Origin of the sequence: Streptomyces sp. NPDC058880, from assembly GCF_042742535.1 — a bacterium.
Taxonomy (GTDB): Bacteria; Actinomycetota; Actinomycetes; order Streptomycetales; family Streptomycetaceae; genus Streptomyces.
In genome coordinates this window covers 110,204-135,250 of sequence record NZ_JBHYMC010000006.1, presented here as the reverse complement: position 1 = coordinate 135,250, position 25,047 = coordinate 110,204, and the positions used below count along the sequence as shown (strand labels likewise).

Here is a 25,047-nt window from a genome sequence, read left to right as displayed (position 1 = left end):
GCCCCGAGGGCCTCTGACCGCATCGACTCCTTCGGGAAAGGTAGGACGACCTCATGAAGACCAGCGACTCCGACGGCGTCGGGGACCGCCGGTGAACGACGAACCCGTCTTCGTACGACACGCACGGACCCGCCGGTACGTCTACAACCCCCGCAACCCCGTGGGTCGCGCCTTCATCGTCATCGCACCGCTCGTCGCGATCGGCATGCTCTACTCGCTCTACGCCGGCTGGCACTGGAGCGAAGGCGAACTGCGCACGGCCGTCCGCCAGGCCGCCGACGCACTGAACGCCAGGCCCCACTACGCAAGCGGCACCACGGCCCAGGACGACCTCGTCCGCAGCGCCGTCAAGGAGACCGGAACGGGTCCGGGCCACGGGCTGACGGTCCGGGGAAACGGCGCCACCGGCTACACGATCTCCACGGACGACACCACAACGGAGTTCTGCATGCACGTGACCTTGACCCCGGTCGCCCCCGACGAGCCGTATCCCTCGGCCTTCGAACTCCACCACGTCACCGCGACCGTCGACGAGGGCGCCTGCCGGCAGCCGTGACGGGGAACCGGCCTTCGCCCTTGGAGGACGGCGAGCGCCGCTGGACCGTCCCAACCCACGACGCCGGCGGGCGGTGTTGCACGCGCGTCGCCGGGCCCCGATCGTCACTGCTCCTGCTGCGGCCAGTCCAGCAATCGGGCTCCGATGACCGCGGTCTGCAGGGTGTAGCGGTGACGCGGATCACCGGGGTCGGCTCCCGTGAGCTTGTGGATGCGTTCGAGTCGGTAGGTGAAGGCGCGCACGCTCAAGGACAGCGCGCGGGCCGCATCGGTGGCCACACAGCCCGCGTCGAAGTAGGCGTGGAGGGTGTCGATGAGCGGCCTGGCACCGCCCCGGGCCTCCTGGAGCGGGCCGAGAACCGTACTGACCAGATCGGCCATGGCCTGCCGGTCGCGCCCGAGGACCGGGTAGACCAGCAGGTCCGCCGCGTGCAGGACCGGGCCTTCCAAGGCGATGCTCCGGGCGAGGTCGAGGGCGTTGAGGGCCTCCTCGTACGAGTGGACCACTCCCCCGGCGCCCGCGTGCGCCCTGCCGATGGCCACCAGGCCGCCGTCGGTGGCCGCGTAGGCCCGTTTGGCGAAGTACGCGAGGACCTCCGGCCGGTCACCGGGGGCGACGCAGATCAGCCGGCCCTCTTTCGTGGTCAGCAGGATGCTGCGGTTTCCGAAGCGGGCCAGGACGGCCGCTTCTATGCCCCGGACGATGCTGTAGCCGTCCCCGTACGGTTCCGGCCCCTGGGCCACCGCCACCGCATGGGCCTGGGAGAGGCGCAGCCCGAACCGTTCGGCGCGTTCCGCGAGCCGGCCCAGGTCGCTGCCGCCGTACAGCAGGTCGTCGATGAACTCCCGGCGCGCGGCTTCCTGCTGCCGCACGGCCTGCTGCTGGGCCCGCTCGTAGCCCTCGGCGAAGGCGTCGACCGCATGCTCCACCGCGCCCAGCAGATACGGCAGCTCGCCTGCGGGAAGCTCCGACTGGATGTCGCGGGCGAGGGCCAGGTGGGCCCGCACGAGAGCCCGCAACCCGATACCCGCCTCGGCGGCCCGTTCTCCCGCGTCGCGGCGGGCCTCCAGCTCGCCGCGGGTGAAACGGCGTCCGGTGGCGCAGGCTTCGCGCAGGAGGTCGGCACTGCCCTCCAGGTACTCGTCCGTCATCCGCTGCTCGTCGCTCAACCTTCGCCCCGCCCCTTCGTGCATGTCACTGGCCGGGGGCCAGCCTGCCATGCCCGGGGCCCACGGGGCCGCGCAGGTCAGGCCGCGGCCACAGCCGGGCGCCGGGAGTGCACCGGGTGGCCGTCGGCGTGTGCGAGAACGGGACGCATGCGCCGCGAGGACGCGCCGCGCCGGAGCGCGGCCGACATCCGCTACGCCCCGGCGAGTTCCGCCGCCCCGAAGGAGACGTCGAAGCGGTCGCACCAGATCGCCACGCTGGAGTAGTCGGCGAGGTTCACGTCCGCCGGGATCTCGTAGTTCTGGTCGCCCTTGTTGCCCTTGAGCTTGCCCAGGCTGACGTACTTGCCGTCGTCGAACACCCGCCAGCCCGCCACCCCTTCCTTCACCGGGGCGTCGGTCAGCCACACCCGCAGGTCGGGCCCGTTGCTCGTGTCGAGCCCCTCCAGCCGGAGCACGTGGGAGCCGTCTGCCAGCCGGACGACCTTCGCCGTGCCCTTGGTGTCGTGTTCGTGGCTGATGAAGGAACCCTGGCTCAGGGTCCGGGGCGTGGCGGGCGCCGCCGGGGCGGCGGACGCGGACTCCGAAGCGGAACCGCCGGGTGCGCTCGGCGCGCTCGGCGCTGCGGTGGGCAACGCCTCGCTGACCGTCTCGTCCTGCCACAGCTTCCACGGCTGGAACAGGTACAGCCCCACGGCCAGGGCAGCCGTCACCAGCACGGCGACACCCGCCGCCAGAGGCCCGCGCCGCCCACGACTCAACTTCATTCCACAACTCCCTGTTCCGCGCCCGACGGGCGATGTACCTACCGTGCGCATTCAACTGGATGCCGGGCCCGCAAACCATTACGCCCGCATTACGGACGCGGGGATGCGGCGCGCGCGGCCTTGCGGCCACGCGCCGGGCGGGAGCGGTCCCTTGCGCACTTAGAGACTCCCGGAGGGCTTCCGCCGGCGGTGGTGGAGATCCTCGACCGGGGAATTCATGGCGAGGCGACCTCCCGTGCCGCGTCCCCGTACTGGTGTGGCCCCGTGGCCCCCGGTGCGTCGTCGAGCATCGAGTGCTGGGCCGCGTGGGGTTTCTCCCCCGTCAGGCTGGCGACGAGTCCGCCGGGGCGGCGCAACGGGGTGGCCGTCGGCCGGGCCGTCGCGTCTGACCTGCGTCGCGGCGCACCGGCGGGGGCGCTCAGGGGTCGCAGGCGTCGTCGGCGGGTTCTAGCGTGGAGTGAGGGGTGTCGGTTTCTCCCGGCTGAGAGGAGTGGTTGACATGGCGGGCCGCCCCCGGAGCGAAGTCGAGTCGGAGATCAAGGAGACCTTGGGTCTTGTACCTCATTTCTTCTCCCGCATCCCCGACGAGTTGCTGGACCACGAGTGGGAGATCTTCAAGAGGATCGAGCTCGGGGAGACGCTCATCCCGAACAAGTACAAGGAGCTCATCGGGATCGCGTTGCACTCGGAGACGAAGTGCCGTTACTGCACCCTCTTCCACACCGAAGCGGCGAAGCTGTTCGGTGCCACGGACGAGGAGATCCAGGAAGCCGTCCACTACGCGAAGAACAGCCTCGGCTGGAGCGGCTACCTCAACGGCATCCGTGAGGACTACGACGACTTCGAGCAGGAACTCGGGCAGATCAAGGAATACCTCGCGTCGAAGGGCTGATCATGCAACTGGAGTGGGCCCGGCCCGGAGTCCTGAAGGCGACCGCTCACGCCGTCGAGTTCGCCGCGCTGGTGGCGGCCGCCCGCTTCGTGGCCGAGTCCGCTCCCCCCGACATACCCGAGGAGTCGCTGCGGCAGCTCCGGCACATCCTGCGCGACTACGACGCCCAGGCACGCCGTCTGCGGGACGCGCCGTCTCCCCCGGGGCCGCACGGCACGGGGCGGCGGTGAGGACGCCGTGAGCAGGCCGCCCTGAGCGGCGGCTGCTCCGCGACGCGCACCCCGCCGCCCGTGCGGCGAGGGTCCGGCCGGTCAGGCTCCCCGGCGGCTCCGCTCCCGCACGTCGGCCATGAGCCGGTCGAGGAACTCCGCCGCGCCGAGGGCGCCGACGGCCAGGGCCGCGGCCTGGCCGGCCCACAGGCTGCCGAGGTCCGCCTGCCCCTGGACGCCGGCCTCGTGGCGGACGGGCTGCATCAAGGCGCTCTGCACGGGGTACCGGGGCACGGTCTCCTCGTACGGGGCCATGTCGCGGACGAACCGGTTCACGATTCCGCGGGCGGTCCGGCCCGTGAAGAGACGCGTGAGGACGGTGGTGCGCGCCTCCGGTGAGCCCAGGGCGCGTTTGTGGGCCTCGCTCGCCCCCGATTCGCGCGTGGCGAGGAAGGCCGTGCCGATCTGGACGGCGTCGGCGCCCAGGCCGAGGGCCGCGGCGACTCCCCGGCCGTCGGCGATCCCGCCGGCGGCGATGACGGGGACGCGTACGGCGTCGGCGACCTGGGGCACCAGCGAGAACGTCCCCACGAGCGACTCCCGCACCGGCCGCAGGAAGGCGCCCCGATGCCCACCGGCGTCGGCGCCGGAGGCCACGACGGCGTCAACGCCCGCCTGCTCCAGTACGACGGCCTCGTCCACGGTGGTGGCCGTGCCGATCACCGCGATGCCTCGGCGGCGGGCCTCGTCCATGACCCTGCGGGGCGGGACACCCATCACGAAGCTGATGACCGGGGGCGCGGCCGCGAGCAGCGCGTCCACCTGGGCGTCGAAGTCCGGCCCCGGCCTGACGTCCTCGGCCGCGACCGGGCGCAGCCCGAGTTCGTCGTAGTAGGGGCGCAGCCGCCCGATGTGGGGGGCCAGTGCGGCAGGGTCCGGCCACGGTCCGGCCTCGCCCGGCTGGGGGACCCAGAGGTTGACGGCGAACGGGCGGCCGGTGCGGGCCTTCAGCTGCCGGACGAGGTCCGTGATCTGCTCCGGGGCCAGGACGTGCGCACCGTAGGAACCCAGCCCTCCCTTCTCGGAGACCGCCGCGGCCAGGGCGACCGAGGACAGCCCCCCGCCGAACGGGCCCTGCACGACGGGCAGGTCAATGCCCAGCAGGTCACCGAGGCGTCCGGCGTTCACGCGGTCACCGCCAGGGCTTCGACGGCCCGGCGGCCGTGGGCGAACTGCAGTGCGGTCCGGGCGACGTGTTCGCCGAGATGCCGCGCGGTGCGCAGATCGGCCTCCGCGGGCGACTCCTGCGGACCGAGATCGGAGGGCGACTGCGCCATGGCGCCCACGAACGAGCCCAGCCGGTTGAGGTCTTCGGGGCTGCCGTCGGAGCTGTAGATCCAGCCGGGCGGCAGGCCCAGCGGAACCCAGTGCATCCCGTGCTGCGCCGCCAGGACCGTGAGTGACAGCAGTGCGTTGTCCTTGTTGCCGTTCGCCCCGGCCGAGTTGGTGAACCCGGCGGCGAGCTTGCCCTGCCAGCCGCGTGCGGCCCAGACGGGGGCGCCGGCCTCCGCGAAGCGCTGGAACGCCGCCGAGGTGGCGCCCATGTACGTGGGGGAGCCGAAGACGATCGCCTCCGCCTCGGCCAGGGCCGCCCACAGGCCCTCGTCGAGGGTGGAGACGTCCCGCAGGTCCGCCCGGACTCCGGGCACCGCAGCGGCGCCCTCCGCCACGGCCGCGGCCTGCCGGGCGGTATGCCCGTGGCCGCTGTGGTAAGCGATGACGACAGAGATGGGTGCGGACACGGCGGCCCTCCAGAAAGTGGTGTGCCCCGGGGACGGGGTGAACGGTCGGCCGGACGCGGGGACCGGCTTCGAGAAGACTATAGACGACCGGTCAACTAAAACGCCACCGGTGGCGCCGCCGAGGAGTTGACCGACCGTATACTCCGGCCATGGGACGGACCAGCACCGCGCGCGAGCGGCTCCTCGACGCCACGGGCGAACTCATGCAGCACCGGGGGTACAGCAGCCTGGGCGTGGCAGAGATCTGCGCCGCGGCCGAGGTCAAGAAGGGCAGCTTCTACCACTTCTTCGCCTCGAAACAGGACCTCACCCTGCAAGCGGTCAACGCCTACTGGGAGGACCAGCGCCGCGTCTGGACCGCCGAGCTGAACAGCCCGGATCCCGCCCTGGTCCGGCTCCGCCGGCTGTTGGAGGGCATGGCGCAGGCCCAGCGGCACCGGAGGGAGAGCTGCGGCACGGTCGACGGCTGCTTGCTGGGGAACCTCGCCCTCGAACTGAGCACCCAGGAGCCGGACGTCCGCGCCAGGCTGGAGGAGATCTTCGACGAGCAGACCGCGCTGATCTGCGCCCTGCTCGGTGAGGCCGCGGACGCGGGCGACATCCCGCGCGAGCGGGCCGACGCGTCGGTGGCGCGCGCGGTGATCGCCCACCTGGAGGGCCTGGTGATGTTCGCCAAGCTCAAGAACGATCCCGCGGTCCTCGACCCCCTCTGGCCGCACACGCTGCTGCTGGTCACCGCCGCGAGGCCGTAGGGAGCCCCGGCCCGCACCAGGGGCGGCCCCGTCAGCCCATGTCCATCTGCTCACCGGAGGGGCTCAGGCCCGGCACCAGGGCGTCCTGGAAGAGGCCGAGGGCCGTCACGACGGCCAGGACCACGAACAGCACACCGACCACGTTGGCCAGGACCGGCCCTCGGCTCCAGAGCTTCTCCACGAAGATGACCACCGAGACCGCCGCCATCGCCGCGATGTTCATGGCGCCGAGCGGCACGAGGACGAGCATCAGGCCCCAGCAGCAACCCACGCAGTACAGACCGTGGTGGATCCCCACCCTCAGGTCCCGGGCGACCGGGCGGAAGGCCGCGTAGCGCACCAACTGGGCCAGCGGACTGCGGCAGTGACGCAGGCAGACGTCCTTGAGCGGACCGAGCTGCTGCAGCCCGGCGAGCAGGAAAGCGGCGGCACCGATCCAGCGGCCGACCGCCGGATGCGCGTCCACGGCGTCCCCGGTCAGCGCGAGAACGCCGTAGGCGATCAGTCCGAAGAGCGTCCACGCGACCAGGTAGCCACAGGCGAACTGCGCGACCCGGGCCGCCCGCCCCCACCCCGACGCCTGGCGCCCGATGGACCGGGCCCAGGTCACGGCGACCGGTGCCACGGAAGGAAACATCATCGCGGCCATCATGACCGCCCACAGCAGCAGGAAGAGCGGGAGAGCCATGCCCATCGTCCCCGCCGAGACCCCCATGTCACCGGACTGGGCCACGATGACGAGCCAGCAGAGCAGGGCGATCAGGGCCATCACCGACCAGGCGACGGCCATCGTGCGTGCCGGGAGAAGATTGCCGGGCCGCAACGGAGGCAAGCTACGGGCCGCGTCACGCGCCATGGCTACAGCGCAGCACACGAACACGCGGCGCGCACGCCGGCAGCGGTGCCACGGAATGCGATCAACGGTCCGGGCGAGAAGGATGGGATCCAGAGCCCGGCATGCCGGGTAGGCACAGGGCTGGAACCTCCCCCTCCCACCCGGTCGACCGGTGGCCGTGGCCGGTACCCGCATCACCCGGGTCCGGGCGCGAGGAGGTGGCGGCATGACCGAGACGACACAGACGATTCCCGCCTGGCACGTGTCCGGCGACTGGTTCGACACCTGCAGGTGCGACATTCCGTGCCCGTGCTCGTTCGCCCAGCCCCCCACCTACGGGGAGTGCGACGGGGTGCTCGCCTGGCACGTCCGCGAGGGCCACTACGGGGACGTCCGACTCGACGGGCTCAACGTCCTCATGGTGGCCTCCTTCGTCGGCAACGTCTGGGCCGAGCACTCCGACGCGTACGGGGCGGTCTTCCTTGACGAGCGGGCCGACGAGCAGCAGCGCGAAGCCCTTCAGATGATCTTCGGTGGGCAGGCGGGCAGCTGGCCGCAGCAGATGCTCACCATGTTCGCGGGCGAGATGAAAGGTATGGACGTCGCCCCCATCGCCTTCGAGGCCGACGACGACCTCGGCGGCTGGCGGGTCTCCGTACCCGGAAAGGTCGAGGCGAGCGCCGTCGCCCTCACCGGCCCGACGACACCCGAGGGCGCGCGAGTGCAGTCGACCAACCTGCCCGGTTCCGAGACCGGCCCCGGCCAGGTGGCGACGTGGGGCCGCACCACGGTCAACCGCGCGGACGCGTTCGGCTTCCGCTGGGACCGCGAAGGCCGGTCGAGCAAGCACATCACCTTCGACTGGACCGGGCCCGACTGAACCCGTCCGGTGCCCGGTCGTCACCGGCCACCGGCCACCGGCTCGGGGTGAGCGCTGCAGAAGGCCCGGACGGCCAGGCCGAACTCCTCGGGCCGTTCCAGGTTGCTGACGTGCCCGGCGCCCGGAATCACGACGAGCTCGGCCGCCGGGATCGCCTGCCGGAACTGCCGCGCGACGGACAGCGGCGACCGTGCGTCCCGCTCTCCCCAGAGCAGGAGGGTGGGCACCGAGACGGTGGCCAGCACGTCCCGCAGGTCCGCCTCGGCCATGAGGGCCAGCTGTGTCCGGAAGGTCCGCGGCCGCACGGCGGCCGCCAGCTCGGCCAGCAGGGGCAGGTAGGCGGCGGGCGGCTCGCCGGCGAACAGGCCGGGCAGGGTCGGATCGAACGCGCCGCGCGGCGCGGCCAGCATCCGGCGCACGCCGGCGACCCGGGCCCGGACCTCGTCCGCCGGAAGGGAGCCCGCCCAGCCCGCGTAGGTGTCGGCGAGGATCAGCGTCCTCACGAGGTCCGGACGGCGGCGGTAGAACTCCAGGGCGACCGTGCCGCCCCAGGAGAGACCGGCGACGTGCGCCGGACCCAGCCGCAGGGCCTCGACCACCGCCGCCAGACAGCGGGCGTAGTCGGCGAGCCCGAAGGACTCCGGAACGTCGCCGGAGCGGCCCGCTCCCGGTTCGTCCCAGGCCACGACCGTGAACGCGTCCGCCAGCGCTTCGACCTGCGGCCGCCAGACACGGGCGTCCTCTCCCGCGCCGTGGAGGAACACCAGGGGCGGTCCCTCGCCGGCCCGGTCGTACGCGACCTCCACCCCGTCGACCCGCAGCGTCGCCATGTGCTTCAGGATAGGCCCGTCCCTCCTCCGCGGCGCCGAACACCGGCCGCGGCCACGGCCGGAGCGCGCTCCGGCCGCCCCCGGCGGACCCGGGCGGCACCGATCCCCGCTCCGCCGTCACGGTATGGTGTCTGGTGGTGCGGACGGCCCGGCGGTCGTCCCGCCGGCTACCGTGCCGGGGCCTATGGCGCCCCCGGCGAGTTCCGATCCGTGCAGGAGGGAAGCGTGGGCGAGCGCATGACGTTCGACGCCGCCTGCCCGCCGTGACGCTCCGCACCCGGTAGCACCCCCCGTACTCCTCGCCCGCAGGGGCAGACATCCTTCCCCGGCATGCCCGCTCCGGGCCCGTCGGAGCCGCCCGCCGGGTTGCCCCGCCGCCCGGCGCCCTCCTGCCCGCCCCGTCCCCCGCCGGGCAGGCTGCCCCCCGAACACGACAGGTCCCGTCTCCTTTGTCTTCTGCCGCCACTGCTGTGTCCCCGGCCGCCCGTCTGCGCGGCCTGAAGCCGGACTGGATCTCCGACCCGAAGGTCTGGCGCACCGAGGTGCTCGGCGGGCTGGTCGTCGCGCTGGCCCTGATCCCCGAGGCGATCTCCTTCTCGATCATCGCCGGCGTCGATCCGGCACTCGGCCTGTTCGCCTCGTTCACGATGGCCGTCGTCATCTCGATCGTCGGCGGTCGGCGGGCGATGATCTCCGCCGCCACGGGCGCCGTCGCACTTGTCATCGCCCCGCTGAACCGCGAGCACGGTCTGGGTTACCTCATCGCGGCCGTCATCCTGGCCGGCGTCTTTCAGATCGTGCTCGGCGCGCTGGGGGTGGCACGGCTGATGCGGTTCATCCCCCGTTCCGTCATGGTCGGCTTCGTCAACTCGCTGGCCATCCTGATCTTCATGGCCCAGGTGCCCGAGATGCTGGACGTGCCCTGGGCCGTCTATCCGCTGATCGCCGCCGGCCTGGCGCTCATGGTGTTCTTCCCGAGGGTCACCACCGTGGTCCCGGCCCCGCTGGTCTCCATCGTCGTCCTGACCGTGATCACCGTCGCGGCCGCCATCTCGGTGCCCACGGTGGGCGACAAGGGCGAGCTGCCCTCGTCCCTCCCGGTGCCGGGCCTGCCGGACGTGCCGTTCACCCTGGACACGCTGTCGACGATCGCCCCGTACGCCTTCGCCATGGCCCTGGTCGGCCTGATGGAGTCGCTGATGACGGCGAAGCTGGTCGACGACATCACCGACACCCACTCCGACAAGACCCGCGAGTCGATCGGCCAGGGCATCGCGAACGTCGTCACCGGCTTCTTCGGCGGCATGGGGGGCTGCGCCATGATCGGCCAGACGATGATCAACGTGAAGGTCTCCGGCGCCCGTACCCGCCTGTCGACCTTCCTGGCGGGCGCGTTCCTGATGGTGCTGTGCATCGTCTTCGGCCCGGTCGTCTCCGACATCCCCATGGCCGCCCTGGTCGCGGTCATGATCATGGTGTCGCTGGCGACGTTCGACTGGCACTCGGTCGCGCCGAAGACGCTCCGGCGGATGCCCGCGGGTGAGATCTCGGTCATGGTGATCACCGTCGCGTGCGTGGTCGCCACCCACAACCTCGCCGTCGGCGTCGTCGTCGGCTCGGTGACCGCCATGATCATCTTCGCCAAGCGTGTCGCACACCTCGCCGAGGTCACCGCGCTGCCCGACCCCGACGGGAAGAGCGTTGTCTACCGCGTCACCGGTGAGCTGTTCTTCGCCTCCTCCAACGATCTCGTCGGTCGCTTCGGCTACGCCTCCGACCCCGACCGGATCGTCATCGACCTGAGTGAGGCGCACATCTGGGACGCCTCCTCCGTCGCCGCCCTGGACGCGATCGAAACCAAGTACGCCCAGCGCGGCAAGACCGTCGAGATCACCGGCCTGAACGACCCGAGCTCCGACCTCCACGGCAAGCTCACCGGGGAACTCGCCGGCAGCCACTGACACGGCGCGCGGACGGACGACCGGAGCCCCGGCCCCTGCGGCCGGGGCTCCGTCCCGTCCGCGCCGCCCCGTCCGGGCCGGTGGGCGGGGTCCGGGCCGGGCCCGGTCCGATCGGGTGGATCCGCCCCGCACGGCGCAGTGCGGGCCGGCCCCGCGGCTAGAGATGGGACGTGATCGTCCACGACCCCGAAGGATGGAACAGCGGCCCCTACGCGGCGGCGATCCGCACGCAGCAGGGTGATCTTTCGCTGCGGGACGCCGAGGGCTGGTGTCTGCCGCTGGACGTCGAGCGGTGGTGTGCACGGGCGGACGTCGGCGATCGTGCCGTGCTGCGGCGGTGCCGGGGCCGGGTGCTGGACATCGGCTGCGGGGCCGGCCGGCTCGTGGAGGCGCTGACGCGCCGCGGGCACACCGTGCTCGGCATCGACGTGTGCTCGTCGGCGGTCAGCTCCACGGTGGGCCGAGGAGGCGCCGCGCTGCGCAGGTCGGTGTTCGACCCGCTGCCCGACGAGGGCGGATGGGGAACGGCTCTGCTGATCGACGGGAACATCGGCATCGGTGGTGATCCCCGCAGGCTGCTGCGCAGGATCAGGGGTCTGGTGCACGGACAGGGGCTGCTCCTGGTGGAGACCGCCGCGGCGGACGTGGACGAGTGCCGCCGGGTCCGCGTCCACGCAGGCCGCCACCCCGCGGGCGCCGTCTTCCCCTGGGCGGCCGTTGGCGCCTCGGCGCTGGACCGTCACGCCACCGCGGCGGGGTGGACGGCGACCGAGCGGTGGTCCTCCGCCGGGGGCCGTCACTTCGTGGCCCTGCGCGCCCGGGCCTGAGCCCGCGCGGCGCGCCTGCCGGCCCTGGTGCCGTGCCACATCCGTACGAGGAGGACGGCCGCCGAGGCAGCGAAGAGAGCGGCCGTGATCAGCAGCCAGCGCGTCAGGAAGACGTCGGCGGGAAGGGCCGTGGCCGCCGTGAAGTGGTCCACCCGGCGCAGGACGAGGGGCCACCAGACGAGCAGCAGGACACCGGCGACGAAAGCGGGGACCCGCACGTAGTTGACGCTCACCCGCACCGCGCCATGCCCGGCGCCCGAAGGCCCGCACCAGGCCTGCACCGCCCGGTCCGTCACCGAGTACAGCGGCAGCAGCACCAGGTCGTGCACCAGCGCCGCTCCGACGAACCACAGGGCCACGCCGATGCTGTCTCCCCTGAGGAGTCGCACGCCCGCGTAGAGGGCGAGAGCGAAGGAGGCGAGGACGAGGAGGAGGTGGAGCGGGGAGGCGCCGTAGCGGCGGCGGAAGGCGAACGTGCCCGCGGGCGGGAGGCGGAATGTCATGCCTGCTCCCCGAAGGTGAGGCGGGTGACCCACTTCGTGTTGTGCACACCGGGTGCACCGGGGACGATCACGCGGGCCGGGTAGCCGTGGTCGGCGGAGAGGACGGCACCGTTGACGCGCACGGCGAGGAGCGAGCGCGCGTCCCTGGCCTGGTTGTCGCGCAGGACCACGGAGCTGAACGACCCGCCGCGCTGCACCGACTCCACCAGGACCTTCGGGGTGTCCGTGCCGAGCCCGACAAGAGCCGCCAGGTCGGTGAGGCGGACCCCGGCCCAGTCCTGGTCCGATGTCGACCAGCCCTCCACGCAGGCGATCGGCAGGGACGATCGGCTCTGGGGCAGGGCCAGCAGCTGGCCGTAGGTCAGGTCCACCTGTCGGCCCGCACCGCGGACGGTCAGCCGCCAGGCGGGGCCGATGTCGCTGGGCCGGATGCCCACGGAGGCCGCGGTCTTGTTGATCTGAAAGCCGTTGGGCCCGGAGCCGGGCTCCTGTCCGTGCGGGGCGAGCAGCGCCGTCTGCCGGAACCAGCCGCCCACGCTCTGGCCGGCCGTGACCACCAGCAGCGCCAGTGATCCGAGCCCGACCATGCCCAGGGCGCCCCGGCGGGAGATCGTCGGCGCCGCCGGGCGGGGCGAGACCAGTCCGGCCGCCTCGGGCGCACCGGCCGCCGGCTCCCGCCCCCGGCGCCGCACCGCGCGCAGGGCCCTCGGCAGGCGGAAGACGACGTGGACCACGAAGGCCCCGATGAACACCCAGGCCCCGTAGAAGTGCAGCACGTAGAAGGAGCCCGGGAAGATGTAGTGCAACTGGACGTTGAGGATGCCGGTGACGAACTCGAAACCGGCGCCTCCGACCAACAGGAGCAGGGACAGCCGCTCGATGCCGTGGGCGACCGACCGCACCGGGGGCCACTCGAACAGCTTGGGGATCACCGACCACAGCTTCGCCAGGAGCACCGGTACCAGGACCACGCCGAGCGTGACGTGCACCCCCTGCGTGACCCGGTAGAGCCAGTACGGGGAGGTCGGCCAGGAGAACAGGTAGAAGCCGAGCCACCCCTTGTCCGGGGTCTGGTCGTTGCGGACCGCCAGGTCCGGGTTGTACGCCGCGTAGGAGACCAGCCCCGTCACGAACAGGACGGTGATCCCGGCAAGGAGGACCAGCCCGAGCACCGAGGTCAGCCACGGGCCGCGCAGCGGGCTGCGCCAGAAGGCCGGACGCGAGGGTCCGGGCGGCGGACCGGCCGTCCGCGCGGCCTCCAGAGCCGATCGGAACCGCTCCGGCAAGCTGGGCCTGGACTCGTCCGGCTCCCCGCCCGCCGGGCGTGTCGACGTGTCCGCTTCGCCGTTCTCCCGCGGTCCCGAATGCCCTGGCCCCCTTGATTCCGGCGAGGGCCGCGGCGCCTCCTCGGGACCGTGCTGCCCGCTACCGCTCGCGCCCAAGGGACACCTCCGCAGACTCCCGCAATCGAGGGGTTCGGGACATCGCCCGCCGAGGAGAAGATGCCGCACCGGGGCCCTGAGCGCCCTCGTGACACGCCAGACCCGGGAGCGAGTCGCCACGGGTGTGGTCCCCGGCTCCCGCCCGGCGGGACGGTGCGGTGCGCCGGCCGCGGTGGCGCCGGCCCCGCGGTGTCAGCGGGCGCGTCCGCGTACGGTCACCGCCTCCCCTCCGGATCCGGGCGACGGCCGCGCGCCGCGGCCTGCAGGAAGAACACCGCGGCCACGACGCCGAACGCCACCCCGATGGCCGTGCACGCCGTGGTCAGACCGGCGGGGGCGTCCAGCATGCGCGGCACGGTGTTGAGGCATGCCTGGGCGTAGAGGCCGAGCATGGCGTAGGCGTAGGGCCTGGCCACGACTCGACTGTGGAGCCTCGCCGGAGTCCACCCGCGCAGGAGTGCGACGGGGAGCGGAAGCAGGAGGAGCGTCGCCGCCGCCAGAAAGGCGGCGGGGACGGCCGGATGTGCGTTCATGGGTACCTCTCTGGTGCGGCTGCCCACACTAGGTCCGGACACCTGCCGGCCCCATGCCGGAGTCCGGCAGTCTCGGCGCCCTGTCACTGCCGCCGGTCACTGCCGCCGGTCACGGCCTCCCGGACGCTGCTGCCGCACGCCGGCCGGAGGAGCCGGCTCAGGTCCCGGAGGCGGAGACGGCGCCGCGGCCGAGCAGCTCGGCCAGTCCCCGGCGGGTGGCCGCCAGGACCACCCGGTCCTGCGCCTTGAGGACGTACCCGGGGTGCAGGTCCCAGACCAGGCCCGCCTGGGTGAGCCGGCTGTCCTCGGGTGCCGCGGCCAGGTCGGGACGCCGGTCCTCGGGGGCAGTGGTGTCCAGCGCGATCACACGCCAGGCACCGGGCCGGAAGGACTCCGCGATGGTCCGCCCCTCCAACTGTGGATGGCCGGCCACCACGAGCGCGGCGAACAGCAGCACGCGGCGCTCGACCGGGATCGCCCCCAGGACCTGCCGGCCCATCATCGCGCCGGCGAAGGCGGGTGCCGCCAGGTGGGTCACGCTGCGGCTGCGGGTGAGAGCGGCGGGGTGGGTGGCGCGCAGGGTGCGGTAGACGGCGGTGGCGAAGTCGTCCTCGTACAGGCGCATCACGACACGCAGATCGGGCCGGACCGCCCGCGCGTACAGGGCGGCCTCCAGGTTGGTGATGTCCGCACTGGTCAGGGCGAGCAGGGAGTGCGCCCTGCCGACCCGTGCCGCGTCGAGCACCCCCTCTTCGGTGACGTCGCCGAGGACGACCGGTACGCGCAGCCGGCGGGCGAGTTCGATACCGCGGGCCTCCGGATCGGATTCCACGCACACCACGGGGATCTCCAGCTCCCGCAGTCGGGCCAGCACCCGTGTCCCGATCTTGCCGAGCCCCAGCAACACGACATGGCCGGAGGTCCTGCGGGCCGGCCGGCGCAGCGCGGTCGCGGTCCGGAAGGCCCCCAGGCCCTCAAGCGCCGCCGCCACGAGGACCGGCAGCAGGAGCAGGCCCACGAATCCGGCGAGGATCTGCAGCGTCTTGCGCTCGGGCGGCTCGTCCACCGCCGGGTCGTTGATCGCGAAGATGTCGAGGAGGGTGATGTAGGCCCCGTGCAAGAGGTGGTCCCCGGTGGTGATCCAGGACGCCACCGCCAGTGCGGCCACGGCCGCGAGTATCCCTGCCAGGGACCAGCGCAGCCGTCGGGAGAACAACGAGGCGACGGGCAGGGACGCCCCCGCCAGACGGCCTGCCGCCATGGCGGGGCCGATGGGGGACACCGCTTCCAGGGCCACGATCCCGCGGCCGGTCGCGCCGGCGACCGCCCGGTCGTCGGGCAGCAGTTGCGGTCCGCGGTCACCGCTGTGTTCCGAGCCCTCCGTGCCGGCCGGGTCGCCCGTGGTCGCCGACAGCAGGGCGAGGGTGCACAGGCCCGGGTCCGCGACCTGGCCCGGGCCCGGCGGCGTGCGTTCGACCGCCCTCAGCAGCAGGCCGTCAGCCTGCACGATCTTGCTGGTGCCGGCGACGGCAGAGGCGGCCAGGGCCGGTGCGGCGGTGTCGGCGTCGGACAGGACCGTGGTCGACACGTCCAGTTCCTGCGGGTCCAGTCCGGGCTCGGCGATGATCGCCGCCTGGTCGAACAGCTCCTCCAGGTGCTGTCCCAACTTGCGGTTGTAGAGCCTGATCACCAGCCGGAGCCGGGGGTTGAGGCGTCGGGCCACCAGCGCCGCCCGTACGTTGGTCTCGTCGTCCTCGTACACCAGCGCCAGGGCGGCGGCCCGCCGCACTCCGGCCTCGGCCAGCAACTCCTCGTCCGGTTCGGCCCCTTGCACGACACGCAGGTACGGTTCCGTCTGCTCGGTCCCCGGCAGACGGGAGCTCCGGGCCACGGGTACCCGCCCGAGCAGTCCGAGGGCCCGCCCGGACCGCCGCCCCACCGCCGGCTGCGGTGCGCGGGCCTCGGGCACCACGAGCGTCACCCGCTCGCGGTAGACGTCGCGGAGTTCACCGGCGAGCCGCCTGGCCAGACCGTCGTCGCCGCAGACGACCATCCAGCCGCCGGGCGTGGGAAGGGGGGACCGAGAGAGATTCGACACCGCCCAAGAATGCCTCGTCAGGAGGGCAGTTGTCGCCGCGGGTCCGGATCATGCGCCGGTCGCCGCAGGGCCATGCCGGCCCCGGGAACGGATCCCCCGGCTGCCCGCGCCGGACCGCCTTCGGCCGGGCGGGCAGCCCCCTGCCCATGGGGCTGCCCTACTTGGGCGGCAGTCGGGGACAGCGGAACGCCCCCTGCGAGCTCTGCCGGGGCAGAGCGGCGTTCACCCACACGAGAGTGCGGCGCCGCGGCGGCCCCGGGTACGGCTACCGTGGGGCCCGGGCCGGAACCGAACCAGTCCGCGGTGTCCGGCCCACCGGCGGGGAACGGCCCCGAACCGTGCCCCGGCGGCGTGGCCCCGGCGGCGAGCCGGGGCCATCAGCGGCTGCGCGACCGCGTCCCCCGACCGGCCCCGCACCGCGGGCGGATCCCCGGCACCGGTATGACGGAACTCTTACGTCCGCGCGTGGGAGGTGCCCCGGCGGCCCCGCACTGCGTAGCGTCCGGAGCATGCGCGTACTCGTCACCGGAGGGGCCGGGTTCATCGGCTCCCACATCGTCACCGCCCTCACCGACCGTGGGCACGAGCCCGTCGTCCTCGACGCCCTGCTGCCCGCCGCCCACCCCGGTACCCCGCCCCTGCCCGAGGCCGAGTTCGTCCATGCCGACGTACGGGACGCGGACGCCGTCCGGGTAGCGCTGCGCGGAGTGGACGCGGTGTGCCACCAGGCGGCGATGGTCGGCCTCGGCAAGGACTTCGCCGATGCCCCCGCGTACGTCGGCTGCAACGACCTCGGCACGGCGGTCCTGCTGGCCGAGATGGCGGGGGCGGGGGTCCGGGAACTCGTCCTCGCCGGGTCGATGGTGGTCTACGGCGAGGGTCGGTACACGTGCGAAAGGCACGGAACGGTGCGCCCCGGAGCACGCCGGACCGAGGACCTGGCGGCCGGCCGGTTCGAACCCCGCTGTCCCGACTGCGGGGCCGAGCTGACGCCGGGTCTGGTCGGCGAGGACGCGGCGACCGATCCGCGCAACGTGTACGCGTCGACGAAACTGGCGCAGGAGCACCTGGCGGCGTCCTGGGCCCGCTGCGTGGAGGGCCGTGCGGTGTCGTTGCGCTACCACAACGTGTACGGGCCGGGCATGCCCCGCGACACCCCGTACGCCGGCGTCGCGTCCTTCTTCCGCTCCTCTCTCGCCCGCGGCGAGGCCCCGCGGGTCTTCGAGGACGGCGCCCAGCGCCGAGATTTCGTCCACGTCCGGGACGTGGCCGCGGCGAACGCGGTGGCGCTGGAGGCCGCCGGCACCCGGCCGGCGGGTGCCCTGACGGCGTACAACACCGGCAGCGGGGATCCGCACACGGTCGGCGAGATGGCCGCCGCGCTGGCCTCGGCGCACGGCGGACCGGCACCGGTGGTCACGGGCGAGTTCCGACTCGGCGACGTCCGGCACATCACCGCCGACTCCGCACGGCTGCGCGAGGAGCTCGGCTGGCGCCCGGTGGTCGACTTCACCGACGGCATGGCCGAGTTCGCACGGGCGGGTCAGCGCGCATCGGCCGGCCTGCCCGGCTGATGCCGGAACCGGCCGGCGCGGCCGGCCGGTTCCGCGCCCGCCGGGCACCGTGGGCGTCCGGCCGCCGGCGTCGAGGACGTTCGGCCGCGCGTCGCCGGTACGAGGGCGGTCCCGTGATCCCCGGCGGCCTCGGGCGTGCTCGGGGGCGGGCTCCGCAGGGTTCCGGCGAAGTCCCTCCCGCTCTCGCCCGGTGCGCTCTACGCGGGGGCCGGGAGGGTCAGTTCGAAGCGGCACCCGCCGGGCACGTTGTGCACGTCCGCGTGGCCCGAGTGCGCCTCCACGATGCCCCGGACGATGGCCAGACCGAGGCCCGCGCCCGAGGGGGGCGTACGCGCCGGGGAGCCTCGCCATCCGGTGTCGAAGACGCGGGGCAGGTCCTCCTCGGGGATGCCGCCGCAGGCGTCGGTGACGGACAGCACCACCGCGTCCGCGCGGCGTTCGGCGGCGACGGCGACCGTCCCGTCGGCCGGGGTGTGACGGATGGCGTTGACCAGCAGGTTGGACAGCACTCGGGTCATCTCCTTGCCGTCGACCTCCACCGGCAGCGGGGCGACGCTGCCGCCGGCCAGGCGCACCCCGTGCTCGCGGGCGAGTGCGTCCGCGCCCGCCAGCGCGTCACCGACCAGGTCGTACAGGGACATGCGGGTGGGGCTGAGGGAGAGCGCGCCGGCATGGATCCGGGACAGCTCGAAGAGGTCGGTGACCATGGAGTTGAGGCGCTCCACCTCGGCGCGCATCTGCTGGTGGTAGCGGGCGGGGTCGGCCACCACTCCGTCCTCCAACGCCTCCGACATCGCGCGCAGCCCCGCCAGCGGGGTCCGCAGGTCGTGGGAGATCCAGGCCACGAGCTCACGCCGGGAGGTCTCCAGGGCCCGCTCGCGTTCGCGTGAGGCCAGCAGCCGGTCACTGGTGAGGGCCAGTTCGCGGCTCAGCGCGGCCAGTTCGGCGGGGGCCGGCACCAGGGGGACCCGGAAGGTGCCTTCTTCTCCGAAGTCGCGAGCGGCGCCGACGAGTTCCCGACAGCGCAGCACCACCTGGCGGCCCAGCAGCAGCGCCGTTCCCAGCGATACGGCGGCGGCCATCGCGACGACCGTGGTCACCACGGCCAGGTCGTGGGAGGACAGGAACATGGCCCACGCCACCATGAGGGTGCCGGCGAGCATCGCGGACACCGCGACCGCGGCGACGACCGCGAGGGAGACGGCGACGCTGCGCCGCCGCAGTATCCGCAGCGCGAGGGCGCCGAGGAGTCCCGCGGCCGCCGCGCCGAGGAAGGCGTACAGGGCTATCAGCAGCAGGTCACCCACGGCCGTCCTCCGTCCGGGCCGGGTCCGGCGCGTCACCGGACGGACGAGGTCCCGCCTCGAACCGGTATCCGGCGCCCCATACCGTCCGGATCAGCCGGGGGTCGGCCGGATCCTTCTCGATCTTGCTCCGCAGTCGGCGGACGTGCACGGTCACGGTGGAGAGGTCGCCGTAGTCCCAGCCCCAGACCTCGCGCATCAGCCGCTCCCGGTCGCAGACCTGGCCCGGGTGCCGCAGGAAGTACACGAGCAGGTCGAACTCCCTCAGGGTCAGCGCCAGCTCCCTTCCGTCCCGCGTCGCACGACGGGCCGCGGGGTCCACGGTGAGGCCCGCGACCACCAGCAACGGTTCGTCGGCCGGAGCGGTCGAGGAACTGCGGCGCAGGACCGACCGCACGCGCAGGACCAGCTCCCGCGGGCTGAAGGGCTTGGTCACGTAGTCGTCCGCACCCACCTCCAGGCCCAGGATCCGGTCGTCCTCGTCGCCGCGCGCGGTGAGCATGACCACGGGGACGGAAGGCCTTCCGCTCCCGCTCGCACGCAGCCGGCGGCAGACTTCCAAGCCGTCCATACCGGGCAGCATCAGGTCCAGGACGACCAGGTCGGGACGGTGACGCGCGGCGCTCTCCAAGGCGGCCGGGCCGTCGTCGGCACGGTGCACGGTGAATCCGGCCCGCTCCAGATAGCCGGCCACGACCTCGGAGACGGTCGGATCGTCGTCCACGACCAGGACGCGGCCCGTGCCGTCACCGGGGGCGGGCCCGGGGCCGAGCCCGGTTTCGTTGCTGATTGCCATGCCCCCAGGGTGCACCACGCCGCGACGTCCGGAGCCGGGCCGTCCGCCGTACGGCACGGCGTCCGCGTTTCGTAAGGTCTTCGGGCGCCTTTGGGCGCCTTCCGGTTCCTACGGTGTGGAGGGTGACTCCTTCTGCTCGTCCGCCCCGCGCGGACCTCGTACTTCCCTGCCTCGACGAGGCCGAGGCACTGCCCTGGGTTCTGGCGCGGGTGCCGTCCGGCTGGCGGGCCATCGTCGTCGACAACGGCTCCTCCGACGGCTCGGCCGACATCGCCCGCTCCCTCGGCGCCACCGTCGTCCACGAGGCCCGGCGCGGTTTCGGCGCCGCCTGCCACGCCGGGCTGCGTGCCGCCCGCGCCGAGTTCGTCTGCTTCTGCGACTGCGACGCCTCCATGGACCCCGGCCTGCTCGCCCCGATGGCCGAGCGGGTCGCCGCCGGCGAGGCGGACCTGCTGCTCGGCCGCCGCCGCCCACAGGGACGCGGCGCCTGGCCCGCGCACGCGCGGGCCGGAAACATCGCGCTGTCCCGGATGCTGCGCCACCGGACCGGCCTGCGCCTGCACGACCTCGGCCCGATGCGGGTCGCGCGCCGCGAGGCACTGCTCGGCCTGGAGCTGACGGACCGGCGCAGCGGCTATCCGCTCCAGATGGTCGTACGGGCCGCCGACGCCGGCTGGCGGGTGGCCGAGACCGATGTCCCCTACCTGCCGCGCTCCGGCAAGTCGAAGGTGACGGGGACCTGGCGGGGCACCTGGCACGCCGTGCGCGACATGCGCCGGGTCCTGGCCGAGCCACCGGTCACCCACGGCGCACCGACCGAGGGGATCTCCGCATGAGCACCGTCCTCGTCATCGCCAAGGCTCCCGTCCCCGGGCGGGTGAAGACCCGGCTGACCGCGCAGTTCACCCCGCAGCAGGCCGCCGACCTGGCGCGTGCCGCGTTGGAGGACACCCTCGCGGCGGTCCTGGCGACGCCGGCCCGGCGCCGCGTCCTGGTCCTGGACGGAGAGCCCGGGCCCTGGGTCCCGCCCGGCATCGAGGTCGTCCCCCAGTGCACGGGAGGCCTGGACGTGCGGCTGGCGGCAGCCTTCGCCCTGGCGGCGGGGCCCGCCTTGCTGATCGGGATGGACACCCCGCAGGTGGCCCCCGGCCTGCTCGCGCTCGGGCTCGACTTCACGGAGGCGGACGCCTGGTTCGGGCCCGCCGACGACGGCGGGTTCTGGGCGCTCGGCCTGGCCGCACCCGACCCGGCGCTCCTGCTCGGCGTCCCCATGTCGGCGGCTCACACGGGTGAGGTGCAACGGCAACGGCTGACCGGCGCGGGGCTGACCGTACGGGACCTCCCCGAGCTCTGCGACGTGGACACCCCCGACGACGCGCAGCGGGTGGCCGCGGCCGCGCCGGGGACCCGGTTCGCCGCGCTGCACGCCGGACTGTGTGCGGTGACACGATGACCGCCCAGCTCACCGAGCCGGCCGCGCGGGCCTGGCAGGCCGACCCGTACGCCGACGCGCTGCGCGCCGGGCAGGGCCCGCTCTACCTCCGGCGTCACGACGGCTGGCTGCTCCCCCTGGACGTCGAGCGGTGGTGCGCCGAGCCCGACGCGGCCGACCACACCGTGCTGGCCCGGTGCACCGGGCCCGTCCTCGACATCGGCTGCGGACCGGGCCGTCTGGTCGCCGCGCTCGCCGGACTGGGACACACCGCGCTCGGTGTGGACGTCACTCCCGAGGCGGTGACGCGCACCGTGCGGGCGGGCGGCAGCGCGCTGTGCCGGTCCGTCTTCGACCCGCTTCCCCGTGAGGGCGGTTGGGGCACGGTCCTGCTCATGGACGGCAACATCGGCATCGGCGGCGACCCGGCCGCCCTGCTGCGCCGGGCGGCCGAACTGACCGCGCCCGGCGGCTCCCTGCTGGTCGAGGCGGCCTCCTCCGACGTGGACGAGCGCGTGGAGGTCTCCGTCGAGGACGGCGCGGGCGGCCGCGGTGCTTCCTTCTGGTGGGCGCGGCTCGGGACCCGCGCCCTGCGGGCAGAGGCGGGGGCTGCGGGCTGGACCCCGTACGACACCTGGCAGGTGGCGGGCCGGCATTTCGTGCACCTGACGCACTGACCGGTGGACCGCAGGGGGAAGCCGGGGGCGGAATCCGCAGTGGTACGGATTCCACCCCCGGTTTCTCCGCGCCGGCCGGTCCTCAGCGGCCCGCGCGGCGGACCCTGCCCACCATGGCGCGCACACCGGTGTACGCCGCGGTCAGCACCGCGATGGCCGCCATGAGGAGGAGCCAGTTGCGCAGGTAGTCGAGCGGGAGCACGGTGGGGTTGGCCACGCCTGCCGGACGCAGCAGCGGGGGAAGCGCGATCGCGGTCAGGGAGCCCGCGACGATCAGGGCTCCGCGCACGACACCGCGCAATCGCAGCCCGACCGCGCCGACGAGTGCGGCGACGGCCAGCACGAGCGGCGCGACGAGTCCGTCGTGCACCACGACCGCTCCCCCGAGCCACACGGCGATCCGCCACGGCTCGCGCTGCTGGAGCAGCAGCCAGCCTCCCCAGGCCGCACACATGGCCCCCGAGACTCCCACCGCGTACCGGATGCCCATCACACGACCTCCAGCCGGCCGACCCACTTGGTCTGCAGAACACCGGGCCGGTTCGGGGCGATGATCCGTGCCGGATAGCCGTGGTCCAGGGACAGCACCTCGCCGTTCAGCCGCAACGCCAGCAGGGTGAGCGGATCCTGCGCGTAGTGCCGGCCCATCTCCATGACCCGGTAGGCGCCCGCCTCCTCCACCGAGACCACGCGGGCCCGCGCACCGGGGCCACCGCCGGCCCTCTCCAGGAGGTCCCGTACCCGTACCCCGGTCCACCGCGCGGACTTGCTCCAGCCCTCGACGCAGGCGATGGGCAGGGTCGCGTGGTGCTGGGGCATGGCGCGCAGTTCCTCCAGCGTGAGGGTGTACGGGCGCGGCCCGTCCACGGTCAGCCGCCAGTCGGCCAGCGAGGCCCGGGAGACGCGCGCGGCTGCCGCCGTCCGGTTCACGGGCAGCCCCTGCACCCCGTGGGCGGGGCTGCGCGGGCCGAACAGCTCCAGTGCGCCGAGTGCGGTGACGGACTGTCCGGCGGTGGTGACCGTCACCGCTCCGACCGCGGCGGTGACACCGAGGAGGAGCTGGCGCCGGTCCGGACCGTCGGCGGCGGGCAGGGCCAGAGTTCCGGGGGATCGACGGGTGAAGTGGTCGCGGATCTGCGGCCATCGCACGGCCAGGTGCAGGAGCAGCGATCCGAGCAGGAGCCAGGCGACCGCGTAGTGCACGGGAACGAAGTTGAAGGGCCAGGGGTACCACTGGAAAGTGTTCAGCAGCCCGGTGAACAGTTCGAACAGTGCGGCCGCGACGAGGACGGCCACGGAGATCCGCTCCAGGGCGTGGCGCAGCGAGCGGACCGGCGGCCACGCGAACAGCCGCGGGTAGACGGCCCACAGCTTCGCCAGCAGCAACGGGACGGCCGCGATCCCGGACGCCACGTGGAGTCCCTGGGTGAGCCGGTAGCCCCAGTACGGGCGGCTCGGCAGCCGGTCGGCCAGCCAGCCCGGCGGGTGCTGAAGGTAGTGGCTCAGCACACCGGTCGCGAAGCAGACGACCATGGCCAGGCCGAGCCAGCGGCCGATCGCGGTCGCGGTACGGGCATCGTGCAGGCGCCCTTTGAAGGTGACGGGCGGCCCGGAATTCAAAGTCCAACGCATGCCCCCATCACACCCCCGGCGAGGGCCGCGCAGGTGGCCGGAACACCTTACGAAACACGGACGTCCGAGGTGGCGAGGCCCCCGGACGGGCCGATACCTGGAACGCTTCCGCAGGTGAAACCCCTTACCGCCATCTCCTCTCGCGCCGCACTCGTGACCACCGCCCTCGCCCTCGCCGCACTCACGGCGGTGCTCGCCCTCACCGTCATGTACGGGGGCTACTTCAGCAATCCCGGCGGACTTTTCGGGTGGTACGCGGTCTGCTGGGCGCTCTTCGCGGTCGCTCTGCTCGCGCTGCGCCGGGTCCCGCCCCGCCGTGTCGCGGGGCTGATTCTCGCGGGGGCGGTCGCCGTCACGGTGACCGGCCTGCTGGCTCCCCCGCGGACCAGCACCGACTCCTACCGCTATGCCTGGGACGGCCGTGTCCAGTCGGCCGGCGTCTCCCCGTACGACCATCCTCCGCAGGACCCGGCTCTCGCCCGGCTGCGCGACCCCTGGCTCTTCCCCACCGGGGCCGCCTGCCAGGGCCCCGACCTCGCCCGCATCCCGTCCGCCGAGGGCACGGGCCACTGCACGCGCATCAACCGACCCGCCGTCCACACCATCTACCCGCCCGTCGCCGAGGCGTACTTCCTGGCCGTCGACCGGCTGTCCCCCGAGGGCGCCCGGCACAAGCCGCTCCAGACCGGTGCCGCCCTGATCTCCCTCGGCGTCACGGGCGCCGTCCTCCTGGTCCTGCGACGGCGCGGCGACGACCTGCGCACGGCGGCGTACTGGGCCTGGTGTCCGGCCGTTCCGCTGGAGGCGGTCAACAACGCGCACGTGGACGTGCTGGGCGTGCTCCTCACGGTCGCCGGACTCGGCCTCGTCGCGTCCCGGGCCCTGGCCGGGCGGGCGGCGGGCGGCGTGCTGATCGGCGCCGCGGTCGCGACGAAGCTGATGCCTGCCGTCGTCCTTCCCGGTGCGCTGTCGGGGGTCCGGCGCCTGCGCGACGCGGTCGCGGTGCTGCTGCCGGTGGCGGCGTTCACCCTGCTCTCCTACCTGCCGTACGTCCTGCTGTCGCACGGCTCGGTCTTCGGATACCTCGGCGGCTACGTCGAGGAGGAGGGCTACGACGACCCCTCGGCCGGATCCCGCTACTCGCTCCTGCGACTGGTCCTGCCCGACAGTTGGGCGTTTCCCGTACTGCTCGTCATCGTCGCGGCCGTGTCCCTCCACGTCATCCGGCGCGGCGATCCGCAGCGCCCCTGGAGCGGCGCCCTGCAGGTCACCGGCTGGTCCTTCGTCCTCCTCACTCCGGGCTACTCCTGGTACGCGCTGCTGCTGATCGCCCTCGTCGCCCTCGACGGCCGCTGGGAATGGCTCGGCATCCCCCTGGCGGGCGCCGCCGTCTACGTCCTCGGCCCGACCTTCGGCTACCAGCCGGCCCTGAGCAACATCGCCTACGGAGCGGCGACCGTCCTCGTTCTCGTGAGGGGCCGCATCCGACGGCGGCCGTGCCCACCGGGGGCCGGCGGGTCCGAGCCGCTGCCCTCGCCCGGTGCCGCCCGCTCCCCGCGCTGAGGGGCGGGCCCGCACG

The 25,047-nt window shown here is 73.5% G+C and carries 26 protein-coding genes; 12 read left to right on the top strand and 14 right to left on the bottom strand.

Annotated features, from left to right (window positions below):
- Positions 1 to 91: 91 nt before the first annotated feature.
- Positions 92 to 556 carry a hypothetical protein gene (locus ACFW2G_RS06055; protein ID WP_384581388.1) on the top strand — a complete coding sequence of 155 codons (465 nt, stop codon included), beginning with the start codon at positions 92 to 94 and terminating at the stop codon, positions 554 to 556.
- Between the two features lie 104 nt (positions 557 to 660).
- Here ACFW2G_RS06055 and ACFW2G_RS06050 read toward each other — a convergent pair whose 3' ends face one another.
- Together ACFW2G_RS06050 and ACFW2G_RS06045 are read right to left on the bottom strand one after the other, a co-directional pair.
- Entirely contained in the window at positions 661 to 1,707 is a 1,047-nt protein-coding gene (locus tag ACFW2G_RS06050) for a CdaR family transcriptional regulator (protein ID WP_037916814.1), read from the bottom strand.
- A 209-nt stretch (positions 1,708 to 1,916) separates the two neighbouring features.
- Positions 1,917 to 2,489 (bottom strand): DM13 domain-containing protein, encoded by a 573-nt coding sequence (locus tag ACFW2G_RS06045; RefSeq protein WP_052030099.1) that lies wholly within the window; start codon positions 2,487 to 2,489, stop codon positions 1,917 to 1,919.
- Positions 2,490 to 2,988: 499 nt separating this feature from the next.
- Here ACFW2G_RS06045 and ACFW2G_RS06040 point away from each other — a divergent pair, with 499 nt between their 5' ends.
- Together ACFW2G_RS06040 and ACFW2G_RS06035 are read left to right on the top strand one after the other, a co-directional pair.
- Positions 2,989 to 3,381, top strand: coding sequence for a carboxymuconolactone decarboxylase family protein (locus tag ACFW2G_RS06040; protein WP_384581390.1), 393 nt, complete (start codon positions 2,989 to 2,991; stop codon positions 3,379 to 3,381).
- A 2-nt stretch (positions 3,382 to 3,383) separates the two neighbouring features.
- Positions 3,384 to 3,611, top strand: coding sequence for a hypothetical protein (locus ACFW2G_RS06035; protein ID WP_037916808.1), 228 nt, complete (start codon positions 3,384 to 3,386; stop codon positions 3,609 to 3,611).
- An 81-nt stretch (positions 3,612 to 3,692) separates the two neighbouring features.
- Here the strand turns inward: ACFW2G_RS06035 and ACFW2G_RS06030 are convergent, their stop codons facing one another.
- Together ACFW2G_RS06030 and ACFW2G_RS06025 are read right to left on the bottom strand one after the other, a co-directional pair.
- Positions 3,693 to 4,778, bottom strand: a complete 1,086-nt coding sequence (locus tag ACFW2G_RS06030; protein ID WP_037916806.1) for a nitronate monooxygenase family protein — start codon at positions 4,776 to 4,778, stop codon at positions 3,693 to 3,695.
- Positions 4,775 to 5,392, bottom strand: a complete 618-nt coding sequence (locus ACFW2G_RS06025) for a flavodoxin family protein (protein ID WP_384448588.1) — start codon at positions 5,390 to 5,392, stop codon at positions 4,775 to 4,777. The genes ACFW2G_RS06030 and ACFW2G_RS06025 overlap by 4 nt, the downstream gene beginning before the upstream one ends.
- A gap of 149 nt (positions 5,393 to 5,541) precedes the next feature.
- Here ACFW2G_RS06025 and ACFW2G_RS06020 point away from each other — a divergent pair, with 149 nt between their 5' ends.
- Entirely contained in the window at positions 5,542 to 6,144 is a 603-nt protein-coding gene (locus ACFW2G_RS06020; protein WP_384581392.1) for a TetR/AcrR family transcriptional regulator, read from the top strand.
- Positions 6,145 to 6,175: 31 nt separating this feature from the next.
- Here ACFW2G_RS06020 and ACFW2G_RS06015 read toward each other — a convergent pair whose 3' ends face one another.
- Positions 6,176 to 7,000, bottom strand: coding sequence for a DUF2182 domain-containing protein (locus ACFW2G_RS06015; protein WP_384448583.1), 825 nt, complete (start codon positions 6,998 to 7,000; stop codon positions 6,176 to 6,178).
- 205 nt (positions 7,001 to 7,205) lie between these two features.
- Here ACFW2G_RS06015 and ACFW2G_RS06010 point away from each other — a divergent pair, with 205 nt between their 5' ends.
- A complete protein-coding gene (locus tag ACFW2G_RS06010; RefSeq protein ID WP_384448580.1) occupies positions 7,206 to 7,859 on the top strand; it encodes a DUF1326 domain-containing protein in 654 nt (217 codons plus the stop codon).
- Between the two features lie 20 nt (positions 7,860 to 7,879).
- Here ACFW2G_RS06010 and ACFW2G_RS06005 read toward each other — a convergent pair whose 3' ends face one another.
- Positions 7,880 to 8,689 (bottom strand): alpha/beta fold hydrolase, encoded by an 810-nt coding sequence (locus tag ACFW2G_RS06005; RefSeq protein ID WP_384581394.1) that lies wholly within the window; start codon positions 8,687 to 8,689, stop codon positions 7,880 to 7,882.
- A gap of 470 nt (positions 8,690 to 9,159) precedes the next feature.
- On the opposite strand from ACFW2G_RS06005, the gene ACFW2G_RS06000 reads away from it, so the two are divergent.
- Positions 9,160 to 10,650, top strand: a complete 1,491-nt coding sequence (locus ACFW2G_RS06000) for a SulP family inorganic anion transporter (protein WP_384448638.1) — start codon at positions 9,160 to 9,162, stop codon at positions 10,648 to 10,650.
- A 170-nt stretch (positions 10,651 to 10,820) separates the two neighbouring features.
- Entirely contained in the window at positions 10,821 to 11,477 is a 657-nt protein-coding gene (locus ACFW2G_RS05995; RefSeq protein ID WP_384581396.1) for a class I SAM-dependent methyltransferase, read from the top strand.
- On the opposite strand, the gene ACFW2G_RS05990 is transcribed toward ACFW2G_RS05995, so the two are convergent.
- From ACFW2G_RS05990 to ACFW2G_RS05975, 4 genes are all read right to left on the bottom strand, one after another.
- Positions 11,447 to 11,980: a hypothetical protein gene (locus ACFW2G_RS05990; protein WP_037916791.1), complete on the bottom strand. Its 534-nt coding sequence runs from the start codon at positions 11,978 to 11,980 to the stop codon at positions 11,447 to 11,449. The two genes, ACFW2G_RS05995 and ACFW2G_RS05990, sit on opposite strands and share 31 nt — an antisense overlap.
- Entirely contained in the window at positions 11,977 to 13,266 is a 1,290-nt protein-coding gene (locus ACFW2G_RS05985; RefSeq protein WP_078555893.1) for a molybdopterin-dependent oxidoreductase, read from the bottom strand. The genes ACFW2G_RS05990 and ACFW2G_RS05985 overlap by 4 nt, the downstream gene beginning before the upstream one ends.
- 371 nt (positions 13,267 to 13,637) lie before the next feature.
- Complete coding sequence (locus ACFW2G_RS05980; RefSeq protein WP_384581399.1) at positions 13,638 to 13,955, bottom strand: hypothetical protein; 318 nt, start codon at positions 13,953 to 13,955, stop codon at positions 13,638 to 13,640.
- Between the two features lie 157 nt (positions 13,956 to 14,112).
- Complete coding sequence (locus tag ACFW2G_RS05975; RefSeq protein ID WP_037916789.1) at positions 14,113 to 16,008, bottom strand: NAD(P)-binding protein; 1,896 nt, start codon at positions 16,006 to 16,008, stop codon at positions 14,113 to 14,115.
- A gap of 554 nt (positions 16,009 to 16,562) precedes the next feature.
- Here ACFW2G_RS05975 and ACFW2G_RS05970 point away from each other — a divergent pair.
- Positions 16,563 to 17,627, top strand: coding sequence for an NAD(P)-dependent oxidoreductase (locus tag ACFW2G_RS05970; RefSeq protein ID WP_037916786.1), 1,065 nt, complete (start codon positions 16,563 to 16,565; stop codon positions 17,625 to 17,627).
- Between the two features lie 197 nt (positions 17,628 to 17,824).
- On the opposite strand, the gene ACFW2G_RS05965 is transcribed toward ACFW2G_RS05970, so the two are convergent.
- Complete coding sequence (locus tag ACFW2G_RS05965) at positions 17,825 to 18,934, bottom strand: sensor histidine kinase (protein WP_384448564.1); 1,110 nt, start codon at positions 18,932 to 18,934, stop codon at positions 17,825 to 17,827.
- Positions 18,927 to 19,727: a response regulator transcription factor gene (locus ACFW2G_RS05960; RefSeq protein WP_384581401.1), complete on the bottom strand. Its 801-nt coding sequence runs from the start codon at positions 19,725 to 19,727 to the stop codon at positions 18,927 to 18,929. Before ACFW2G_RS05960 ends, ACFW2G_RS05965 begins: the two co-directional genes overlap by 8 nt.
- 122 nt (positions 19,728 to 19,849) lie before the next feature.
- On the opposite strand from ACFW2G_RS05960, the gene ACFW2G_RS05955 reads away from it, so the two are divergent.
- The 3 genes from ACFW2G_RS05955 to ACFW2G_RS05945 are packed head-to-tail and all read left to right on the top strand — an operon-like array spanning position 19,850 to position 21,836.
- On the top strand, positions 19,850 to 20,563 hold the full coding sequence (locus tag ACFW2G_RS05955) for a glycosyltransferase family 2 protein (protein WP_384581403.1): 714 nt from the start codon (positions 19,850 to 19,852) through the stop codon (positions 20,561 to 20,563).
- The gene (locus tag ACFW2G_RS05950) at positions 20,560 to 21,180 is read left to right on the top strand and encodes a DUF2064 domain-containing protein (protein WP_384581405.1); all 621 of its coding nucleotides are present in this window, start codon (positions 20,560 to 20,562) and stop codon (positions 21,178 to 21,180) included. The genes ACFW2G_RS05955 and ACFW2G_RS05950 overlap by 4 nt, the downstream gene beginning before the upstream one ends.
- Entirely contained in the window at positions 21,177 to 21,836 is a 660-nt protein-coding gene (locus ACFW2G_RS05945; protein ID WP_384448555.1) for a class I SAM-dependent methyltransferase, read from the top strand. Before ACFW2G_RS05950 ends, ACFW2G_RS05945 begins: the two co-directional genes overlap by 4 nt.
- Positions 21,837 to 21,918: 82 nt before the next feature.
- Here ACFW2G_RS05945 and ACFW2G_RS05940 read toward each other — a convergent pair whose 3' ends face one another.
- Positions 21,919 to 22,326 (bottom strand): hypothetical protein, encoded by a 408-nt coding sequence (locus ACFW2G_RS05940; protein ID WP_037916776.1) that lies wholly within the window; start codon positions 22,324 to 22,326, stop codon positions 21,919 to 21,921.
- The gene (locus tag ACFW2G_RS05935; RefSeq protein ID WP_052030094.1) at positions 22,326 to 23,468 is read right to left on the bottom strand and encodes a molybdopterin-dependent oxidoreductase; all 1,143 of its coding nucleotides are present in this window, start codon (positions 23,466 to 23,468) and stop codon (positions 22,326 to 22,328) included. The genes ACFW2G_RS05940 and ACFW2G_RS05935 overlap by 1 nt, the downstream gene beginning before the upstream one ends.
- A gap of 114 nt (positions 23,469 to 23,582) precedes the next feature.
- Here ACFW2G_RS05935 and ACFW2G_RS05930 point away from each other — a divergent pair, with 114 nt between their 5' ends.
- Positions 23,583 to 25,031 carry a glycosyltransferase 87 family protein gene (locus tag ACFW2G_RS05930; RefSeq protein WP_384448551.1) on the top strand — a complete coding sequence of 483 codons (1,449 nt, stop codon included), beginning with the start codon at positions 23,583 to 23,585 and terminating at the stop codon, positions 25,029 to 25,031.
- Positions 25,032 to 25,047 lie beyond the last annotated feature (16 nt).

Excerpts from the sequence above, each read along its gene's own strand:
- ACFW2G_RS06050 (WP_037916814.1), bottom strand. The coding sequence starts at position 1,707 with ATGACGGACGAGTACCTGGAGGGCAGTGCCGACCTCCTGCGCGAAGCC.
- ACFW2G_RS06045 (WP_052030099.1), bottom strand. The coding sequence starts at position 2,489 with ATGAAGTTGAGTCGTGGGCGGCGCGGGCCTCTGGCGGCGGGTGTCGCC.
- ACFW2G_RS06040 (WP_384581390.1), top strand. The coding sequence starts at position 2,989 with ATGGCGGGCCGCCCCCGGAGCGAAGTCGAGTCGGAGATCAAGGAGACC.
- ACFW2G_RS06035 (WP_037916808.1), top strand. The coding sequence starts at position 3,384 with ATGCAACTGGAGTGGGCCCGGCCCGGAGTCCTGAAGGCGACCGCTCAC.
- ACFW2G_RS06020 (WP_384581392.1), top strand. The coding sequence starts at position 5,542 with ATGGGACGGACCAGCACCGCGCGCGAGCGGCTCCTCGACGCCACGGGC.
- ACFW2G_RS06015 (WP_384448583.1), bottom strand. The coding sequence starts at position 7,000 with ATGGCGCGTGACGCGGCCCGTAGCTTGCCTCCGTTGCGGCCCGGCAAT.
- ACFW2G_RS06010 (WP_384448580.1), top strand. The coding sequence starts at position 7,206 with ATGACCGAGACGACACAGACGATTCCCGCCTGGCACGTGTCCGGCGAC.
- ACFW2G_RS06005 (WP_384581394.1), bottom strand. The coding sequence starts at position 8,689 with ATGGCGACGCTGCGGGTCGACGGGGTGGAGGTCGCGTACGACCGGGCC.
- ACFW2G_RS05990 (WP_037916791.1), bottom strand. The coding sequence starts at position 11,980 with ATGACATTCCGCCTCCCGCCCGCGGGCACGTTCGCCTTCCGCCGCCGC.
- ACFW2G_RS05980 (WP_384581399.1), bottom strand. The coding sequence starts at position 13,955 with ATGAACGCACATCCGGCCGTCCCCGCCGCCTTTCTGGCGGCGGCGACG.
- ACFW2G_RS05975 (WP_037916789.1), bottom strand. The coding sequence starts at position 16,008 with ATGGTCGTCTGCGGCGACGACGGTCTGGCCAGGCGGCTCGCCGGTGAA.
- ACFW2G_RS05970 (WP_037916786.1), top strand. The coding sequence starts at position 16,563 with ATGCGCGTACTCGTCACCGGAGGGGCCGGGTTCATCGGCTCCCACATC.
- ACFW2G_RS05960 (WP_384581401.1), bottom strand. The coding sequence starts at position 19,727 with ATGGCAATCAGCAACGAAACCGGGCTCGGCCCCGGGCCCGCCCCCGGT.
- ACFW2G_RS05950 (WP_384581405.1), top strand. The coding sequence starts at position 20,560 with ATGAGCACCGTCCTCGTCATCGCCAAGGCTCCCGTCCCCGGGCGGGTG.
- ACFW2G_RS05945 (WP_384448555.1), top strand. The coding sequence starts at position 21,177 with ATGACCGCCCAGCTCACCGAGCCGGCCGCGCGGGCCTGGCAGGCCGAC.
- ACFW2G_RS05940 (WP_037916776.1), bottom strand. The coding sequence starts at position 22,326 with ATGGGCATCCGGTACGCGGTGGGAGTCTCGGGGGCCATGTGTGCGGCC.
- ACFW2G_RS05935 (WP_052030094.1), bottom strand. The coding sequence starts at position 23,468 with ATGCGTTGGACTTTGAATTCCGGGCCGCCCGTCACCTTCAAAGGGCGC.